Genomic DNA, 8,538 nt, shown 5'->3' with positions numbered 1-8,538 from the left:
CCGGACTGACTTAATAAAACGCTTCCGATGCTTTCTTTGTAATGATAATATCATTGAATTGATACAGAAAAAGAACGGTTTTCGTAGTACAATGAAGAATAGGATAAAGTAAAAGGAGGGGCGAATGTTGTCTTCAGAATATATTTACGTTCATTTGGATGGTGTGACAAATTCAGTTTTAAGTAAAGGTCTTATACTGACAAATTATACAAAAATTATTAAAAAAGTACCTAAAAATATTCTGTTGCTGAATGCCTCGGAAGATATAGGTGATTTTGATGCTCATACTGGGTTTCGAATCATTCGTGGAGTAGAGAATGTTCGTGCTTACTTTGATAATCACTTACAAACTTTAACAGGTGATTCAATTAAATGGATTGATTTTGAAAGTGTAGAGCTATTGAGACAGTTAACGCCTGTAGAAATCTCTGAGTTATTGTACATTGCCCATGCGTATACTCACCTTCACTCACCCTTTTATTATAAATTACAAAATAATTATATTTATTTATCGTTACCGGATAATTTCAGGAAAATATATTTTCGCTATTTAGAACAATTTTATGTTTTGTTAAGCGATAGTTTAACTACTGTATTGGAAGTAAAATTCAATGAAAAGAAAAAGCTTTTTCGAAAAGCTGTAAAAATTAAACCTATACCAACTGAATTAGTCAAAGAATTAGTCCCTTACTTGCGTGAAGGAGTTATTCTTTCTTTTAAGCAAATGCAGCATGAGGATACTATTTGTAAAATTCCGATCTTCTTGGTGGAAGATCGTTTAAGGGATGTTAATAAAACTTTTTCGAAAAATGAATTAATTGGAACGATTTGTTATGATAGCAGAGATGAGAGCTGGTCGTTGAAAGAAGAAGAGACGCTTCAACCATTATTGAAATAAAATAGGCTAAGAGAACCCAACCGTTTTCTTGGCCTATTTTTTTGACTTTTTTTAAATCTTTTAATCAGTGTAGCCTGATACCAAAAAAGTAAAGAAGTAGTTAAACCTCTAAAAAGAAGTTCATGAAGTTTATATAGATAAGGACGGCTATCTCAAAATGCAGCCTATTTTTATAAAAAAAAATATGATACAATAACGAATGAATTCACAAGAACTTTTATTGAAAAAGAGACTAAACGTTACAACTCGGAGGACAAACTAGATGAAAATCTTTCTAATTTATGGAGGGAAAAGCGCAGAACATGATATTTCGTTGCTGACAGCTTTCTCCATTATAAAAGAAGTATATTATGATTATTATGAAGTTGAACCCATCTATATTACAAAAGAGGGCGATTGGATAAAAGGAGAAACGATTAAGCAAGCAGATAGCCTTCATTTTTCTGAAGCTTTGCGTTTATCTGCAGCAAAAGAAGTGCATTTTGCTATAGAAGAAGGAGAGTTTTCTACAGGCGTAGCCATCAATCCAAGCGAACTAAAAGAAAAAGATGCTGTTATCTTTCCGGTCTTGCATGGGCCGAACGGAGAAGATGGTACAGTTCAAGGACTTTTTGAAGTTATGGGCATGCCTTACGTGGGAGCCGGTGTTTTGGCTAGCGCTTGTGGAATGGATAAAATCATCACCAAGCAATTATTTCAACAAGCTGGGTTGCCGCAAGTGCCGTATGTTCCTATTCGGAAAGGCGACTGGATAGCAAATCCTGATGAAGTGTTTAAAAAGTGCGAAGGAACCTTGATCTATCCAATGTATGTGAAACCGGCCAATCTAGGTTCAAGCGTAGGAATCAGTAAAGCTGTAACGCGGGAAGAGCTGAAAGCAGCCATTGATTTAGCCTTACAGTATGATCGTCGGGTTGTAGTAGAGCAAGGAATCGAAGCACGTGAAATCGAGGTAGCAATTTTAGGAAATGATGATATTCATACGTCTGTTCCTGGCGAGTTAGTTAAAGAAGTTGATTTTTATGACTTTGATGCTAAATATATAAACAATGAAGTCACGCTGCAAATTCCGGCACTGATTTCGGAAAAAGTAGAAAAACAACTTCGCGAGTATGCCGTTCGGGCATTTCAAGCTATTGACGGAAGTGGCTTAAGCCGCTGCGACTTCTTTTTAACATCAAATGACGAAATTTTTGTTAATGAACTAAATACCATGCCTGGTTTCACACAATTCAGTATGTATCCTTTATTGTGGAAAAATACAGGACTGAATTATGGTGATTTGGTCGAAGAGCTGATCCAACTAGCATTAAAACGATTTAATGAGTCACTTGTTTTCGAACAACCTCATAAAAAATGATTTCAATGGGTACCAAGAGAAAATAAACTTTTTATGGTAAAATCATGTTCAAAAGAACGAATAAAAAGAGGGCAGGGCAGTTGTCCCTCCTCTTTTTTTGTTTATCTCTGATAATGAGCAAAATACTAAATGGAGGGTAAAAGATGATTTCTTTAACAGTAAAAGAAGTAGCTTCAGCTGTCGGTGTTCAGGAAATTACCGACACTTGGCAGAAAGTTAAACTAGATACAGTTAGTTTTGATACTCGAAACCTAGTCGCCGGTTCATTATTTGTTCCGTTGACTGGTGAAAAAGACGGACATGATTTTATAGCACAAGCAATTAAAAATGGAGCTGCTGCTAGTTTTTGGAGTCGTCCGATTGAAGAAGCTCCAACCGATATCCCAGTAATTCAAGTCGAAGATACATTAAAAGCTCTCCAAGATTTAGCGAAATATGTTTTAAAAAAAGTAAATCCTAAAGTTGTGGGGATTACCGGAAGCAATGGTAAAACGTCTACTAAAGATATGACGGAAGCGGTACTGGGAACAAAATACCGCGTATATAAAACACAAGGTAATTTTAATAACCATATTGGTTTGCCAATCACAATTTTAGAAATGCCGAAAGACACAGAAGTTCTGATTTTGGAAATGGGTATGAACCATGCAGGTGAAATCAAAGTGTTGTCTGACTTAGCCGAACCGGATATTGCTATCATCACAATGATAGGGGAATCGCATATAGAATATTTAGGATCACGGGCAGGCATCGCAACTGCAAAAATGGAAATTACTTCTGGACTAAAACCTGGAGGGGTATTCGCAAATGAAAGAAACCCTCTTTACGACTAATTTAGAACCAGAATTGATGATTACTCTTCCGGTTTTGGGGACTTATAATGTGACCAATGCTTTGGCTGCCTTATCTGCTGGGTTAGTATTGGGAATTTCGCTTAAAGAAGCTGCTCCAGGACTAGCTGGCTTCCAACTGACAAAGAACCGAACAGAATGGATGGCGGCTATTAACGGTAGTATGCTCTTGAACGATTCTTATAATGCGAACCCTACAGCGATGAAAGCAGTCTTAACTAATTTTAGCGAATTGGCTCATAAGGGCAGAAAAATAGTTGTTCTAGGAGATATGCTTGAATTAGGCGAACACTCGCAAGCCCTGCATATCAGTATCAAAGAAGCAATATCTGCTGATAAAATCGACCAAGTGTTTTTATATGGTCATGAAATGCAGGCATTGCATTCAGCGTTAATAAAAGAGTTTCCAAAAGAACGGCTGCATTATTTTACAGGAGACAAAGAACCGATGATCCAGCAATTGAAGCAAATCATCCAACCAACTGATTTTATTTTAGTGAAGTCCAGTTTGGGAACAGATTTGCTTTCAGTAGTCCGAGCGCTACAAGCTTGATATCCAGCTATCTTTTATGGAGGACTCCGACTTGAGACGGAGGCGCATGTAAGGGAAATTTGCTATAATAGTAACTATAATACAAGGGGGTATAAATTTGGCTACACAAAGAAAAGATGTTACCAATGATTATCTTGAACAAAACTCCATGACAAAATTTTTTGCTTCCGTTTATGGTTATATGACTTTAGGATTAGCCATTTCAGGAATCACAGCTTTTTACACTGCACAAAGTACAGCTATGTTAAATCTAGTTTACGGCAGTCCTTTTGGAATGATGGGATTGTTTATAGTAGAACTGTTTTTAATAATGAAACTAAGTTCTAATAGTATGAAATTAAAAACGGCACGTGCTTCATTGATCGGGTTTATTGCTTTTTCTTTATTAAATGGTATTACTTTATCTACTGTCTTTTTAGCTTATGAATTAGGAAGTATTGGTTCAGCTTTCTTAATGGCTGCTGGGACTTTCGCCGGGATGAGTCTAGTCGGATTTTTTACCAAACGCGACATGTCCACTTTAGGCGGACAATTAAGAGGCGCTTTGATCGGACTGATTATTGCGACGCTTGTTAACGGATTGTTGCTGCATAGCGGTCCAGCCGATTTTGTTTTATCGTTAATTACGGTCGTTGTGTTTGTCGGTTTTACGGCATATGATACTCACAAATTAAAACAAATTTACGTCCAGTTAAATGGACAGCATGAGTTGGGAGCTATAGCCATTACAGGTGCTCTAAACTTATATTTAGACTTTATCAATATTTTTCTCAGCTTGCTTCGTATTTTTGGAAACAGACGCGATTAATCGAAAACACCAAAGGACTCTGTCTTGTTAATTCAAGGCGGAGTTTTTTTGTTGGCACTTTGGAGTAGTGTTGGTGGGCCAAATAAGTCAGAGCGACTACGTTTCTTTTTTTAAAATTCTGTGAAAAGAATGTGGATAAACGCATGAAAGCGTACGCTAAATCTGACTTAGGAGAGCTTTTTTTTTAAAATAGTAAAAGGAAACGTGTTCATCGAAACAAACAAGCAAATTGTTTGATAAACCTGTATAGACGTGGTAAGATTGTTTAGATTAAATGAACGATTTAATTAAAAGATAAAACCAACGAGGGTTTTGTGAAAATAGATAAGCAGATGAGCTTGGAGAGCAATCCAAGCTTTTGGTATGAAATGAGAAACCATGTGTACCATTCAATTAAAATAGGCACGAGGTTTTTATATGGAGTGACAGCAACAGGTGCGTCTGATGTGAAACAATGATGGTGCCTGTATTTCGCAAAAATCTCTCTTTAAGGTTTTCTAAAATTGGGAGGAAATATATTTGAAATTTTCAGAATTAGGATTAGCACCAGAATTGCTAAAATCAGTAGAACGTTTAGGGTTTGAGGAAGCAACACCCATTCAAACACAAACGATCCCTTTAGCACTTGAAGGAAAAGACGTCATTGGACAAGCGCAAACAGGTACAGGAAAAACTGCGGCATTTGGATTGCCGATGTTACAAAAAATCGATACCAAAAATCGTGTAGTGCAAGGGTTAGTTATTGCACCGACACGTGAATTAGCTATTCAAACGCAAGAAGAATTGTTCCGTTTAAGCCGCGATAAAAAAGTCCGCGTTCAAGTAGTTTACGGAGGAGCAGATATCAGCCGTCAAATCCGGGCTTTAAAAGATGCACCGCATATTGTTGTTGGTACACCAGGCCGTCTACTAGACCATATCAAACGTAAAACATTAAAATTAGACCATGTTGAAACTTTAGTATTAGATGAAGCAGATGAAATGCTAAACATGGGATTCATTGATGACATCGAAACAATCATTCATGAAGTTCCAGAAAAACGTCAAACTTTGCTATTCTCAGCAACAATGCCGGCACCTATCAAACGCATCGGTGTAAGATTTATGGATAACCCTGAACATGTCAGCATTAAAGCGACAACTTTGTCCAACAGCTTGATTGAACAATTCTTTGTTCGCTGTAAAGACTTCGAAAAATTCGACATTATGACTCGTTTATTCGATGTTCAAACGCCTGAGTTGACGATTGTGTTTGGCCGTACGAAACGTCGTGTAGACGAATTAGCTAAAGGATTGGAAATGCGTGGATATCGCGCTGAAGGAATCCACGGCGATTTATCTCAACAAAAACGGATGAGTGTTTTAAAAGCTTTTAAATCGGGTAAACTCGATATTTTAGTTGCAACAGATGTAGCTGCTCGTGGTTTAGATATTTCGGGAGTAACTCATGTTTATAATTATGATATCCCGCAAGATCCTGAAAGCTATGTTCACCGTATCGGCCGTACTGGTCGTGCAGGTAAAGAAGGCGTTTCTGTATCTTTCATCACTCCGAACGAAATGGGTTACTTACGAGTGATTGAAGAAGTAACGAAAAAACAAATGACTCCATTGCGCCCACCAACAAATGCAGAAGCGTTTGAAGGGCAAATCAAAGCATCAATGGAAGAAGTTGGTTCTATTATCGATGCCAATGGATTGGCACGTTACGAAAAAGCTGCTGCTCAATTATTAGAAACTTATACAGCAGAAGACCTAGCTGCTGCTTTCTTGAAAAGTGTTTCTAAGGACCCGAGCGAAGTTCCTGTTAAGATTACTCCTGAACGTCCTTTACCAAGTCGTGGTGCAGGCAAAGGTGGTAAAGGTGGATCATCGCGGGGTTACAAAGGCAAAGGCGGAAGCGGAAGCTATCGTGGAAACCGCAATAGCGGAAAACCCGGTGAACGTCGAGGCGGAAGCAGTTACAGCTCTGATAAAAAACGCGGAAATGATAACCGCCGCAGTAAATCTTCTTCTGATCGTCGTCAAGGCGGCGGAGAACGCAACTTTACTATTCGTAATAAAGACTAATTTGAATATGTGTTGGAAAAACCTATCCTGTTATCAGGGTAGGTTTTTTGAATTAAAGACCTGGTTGGAGGAATAAGCCGCAATAAAATGATGGATATTAAGTGACAATTGCCTCTTAGTCTGCTAATATAAGCTCATGTATCTGATTGGAGATACCGAATACATAATAGAAATAAAGAAAGCCAAAAAAGTTAATGATAAAAATGGGGCTTAGAAATGATTATAGGAATAGGGTTAGATATAACTGAAATTCATCGGATTGAACAAGCCTTTTTAAGAAGAGAAACATTTGCCGCACGTGTATTGACGTCAGCTGAAAGAGATATTTTTGAAGGATTAAAAGGATCTCGTCAAATAGAATTTTTAGCTGGGCGTTATGCAGCAAAAGAAGCTTTTTCAAAAGCATACGGTACGGGCATCGGCAAGTTAGGATTTCATGATCTGGAGATACTGCCAAATGCAAAAGGCAAGCCCATCGTAACGAAAAGTCCGTTTGATGGAAATGTGTTTCTTTCGATTACGCATACAGATGCGGTTGCTGCTGCCCAAATAGTTTTAGAAAAAAACACATGTAAAGGAGAGGAGTGAAGATATTTTGGTTGTAGGCAAGCACCGTAAGACGATTGCTTATATTGATAGAGAGGCTATTTTTTCTAATGTTCAACAAGAGCTGCAACGGCTGGATGAAAAGACAGAACTTTATGCAGTTGTTAAAGCTAATGGTTATGGTCATGGAGCGGTCGAAGTAGCAAAAGTAGCAAAAGAAGCTGGAGCTACTGGTTTTTGTGTGGCTATTTTAGACGAAGCATTAGAATTAAGAGAAGCAGGTTTTACAGAACCCATTTTAGTTTTAGGTATCGTAGATGTAAGGTATGCAGAATTGATGGCCTCTAACCATATCAGTGTGACTGTCAGCAGCATCAAGTGGCTTGATCAAGCCGAAGCAGCATTAGAAAAAGGCAACAGCTCAGCTCAGCTAGCTATCCATGTGGCTTTAGATACCGGCATGGGAAGAATCGGGTTTAAAACAGCAGATGAAGTAAAAGCAGTTGAAGAATGGTTCGAAAAGCATAAAAGAGTTTATTTTGAAGGCATTTTTACTCATTTTGCAAAAGCTGATAGTCCTGATGACCAATTGTTTAAACAGCAAATAAAAAAATTCAACGTGTTAATGAATAACCTGCAGCAAAAGCCGCGATATATACACACCGCTAATAGTGCGACTGCATTATGGCATCAAGAAAGTTCTTTCAACTTAATTCGTTTCGGTATAGCGATGTATGGTTTAAATCCATCTGGAGGAGCTTTAACAGCACCGTATCCTTTGAAACCTGCTATGAAACTGATCACTGAAATTAGTTATGTTAAACAAATGCAAGCAGGCGAAACTATTGGTTATGGTGCCACATACACAGCACATGAAAACGAATGGATCGGCACACTTCCAATTGGCTATGGTGATGGATGGCGTAGAGATTTACAGGGACAAGATGTACTGGTAAATGGTCAAAGATGTGAGATAGTCGGACGTATCTGTATGGATCAATGTATGATTCGTTTGCCTTATGAAGTTGCAGAAGGCACAGAGGTTGTGCTAGTCGGTCAAAGTCAAGACGAAACGATTTCATTACAAGAAATCGCAGACCATGTACATACCATTCATTACGAAATCGCTTGTGGTCTAACGGAACGCATTCCGAGAAAATATGTTTAAAATAAATTAAACTAAATAGGAACAATTCATGTCAGAAGAGAGGAACCTTTTGGAAAACTTCAATAGAAGGTTTCAATATCCGTAGTTTCATGGTACCATTACCCTAAATACAGATGCTATTTTTCTTTGTGAGAGAAGAGAAAACTATTCATTGGAGGGTGTATGGTTCATGAGAAGTGAAAGAGACCGAGTGTTTAAGATTTCTTTGAATCGTCAAGTTTCTGAAAACAGTCAAAACTACGAGGTTCAAACAAGAGTCATTAAAACTAGTTTAACGAATGCAA

At 37.9% G+C, this 8,538-nt stretch carries 6 protein-coding genes and 1 pseudogene; all 7 read left to right on the top strand.

Annotation, left to right across the window (positions count from 1 at the left end; all coding sequences use genetic code 11):
* Positions 1–124 precede the first annotated feature (124 nt).
* The 7 genes and pseudogenes from RT405_RS07620 (at position 125) to alr (ending at position 8,254) form a co-directional block, all read left to right on the top strand.
* Positions 125–898: a hypothetical protein gene (locus RT405_RS07620; RefSeq protein WP_313468897.1), complete on the top strand. Its 774-nt coding sequence runs from the start codon at positions 125–127 to the stop codon at positions 896–898.
* A 262-nt stretch (positions 899–1,160) separates the two neighbouring features.
* A complete protein-coding gene (locus RT405_RS07615) occupies positions 1,161–2,258 on the top strand; it encodes a D-alanine--D-alanine ligase (RefSeq protein ID WP_313468896.1) in 1,098 nt (365 codons plus the stop codon).
* Positions 2,259–2,401: 143 nt separating this feature from the next.
* Positions 2,402–3,662, top strand: a pseudogene (gene murF, locus RT405_RS07610) (UDP-N-acetylmuramoyl-tripeptide--D-alanyl-D-alanine ligase).
* A gap of 97 nt (positions 3,663–3,759) precedes the next feature.
* Positions 3,760–4,470 (top strand): Bax inhibitor-1/YccA family protein, encoded by a 711-nt coding sequence (locus tag RT405_RS07605; protein ID WP_313468894.1) that lies wholly within the window; start codon positions 3,760–3,762, stop codon positions 4,468–4,470.
* A gap of 519 nt (positions 4,471–4,989) precedes the next feature.
* On the top strand, positions 4,990–6,540 hold the full coding sequence (locus RT405_RS07600; RefSeq protein WP_313468892.1) for a DEAD/DEAH box helicase: 1,551 nt from the start codon (positions 4,990–4,992) through the stop codon (positions 6,538–6,540).
* 216 nt (positions 6,541–6,756) lie between these two features.
* Entirely contained in the window at positions 6,757–7,128 is a 372-nt protein-coding gene (gene acpS / locus RT405_RS07595; RefSeq protein ID WP_313468891.1) for a holo-ACP synthase, read from the top strand.
* A gap of 7 nt (positions 7,129–7,135) precedes the next feature.
* Entirely contained in the window at positions 7,136–8,254 is a 1,119-nt protein-coding gene (gene alr, locus RT405_RS07590) for an alanine racemase (protein WP_313468889.1), read from the top strand.
* Positions 8,255–8,538 lie beyond the last annotated feature (284 nt).

This window comes from Carnobacterium sp., assembly GCF_032094055.1.
Lineage (GTDB): Bacteria > Bacillota > Bacilli > Lactobacillales > Carnobacteriaceae > Carnobacterium_A.
The sequence above is the reverse complement of the archived record's forward strand: the minus strand, read 5'-3'. Positions and strand labels throughout refer to the sequence as shown.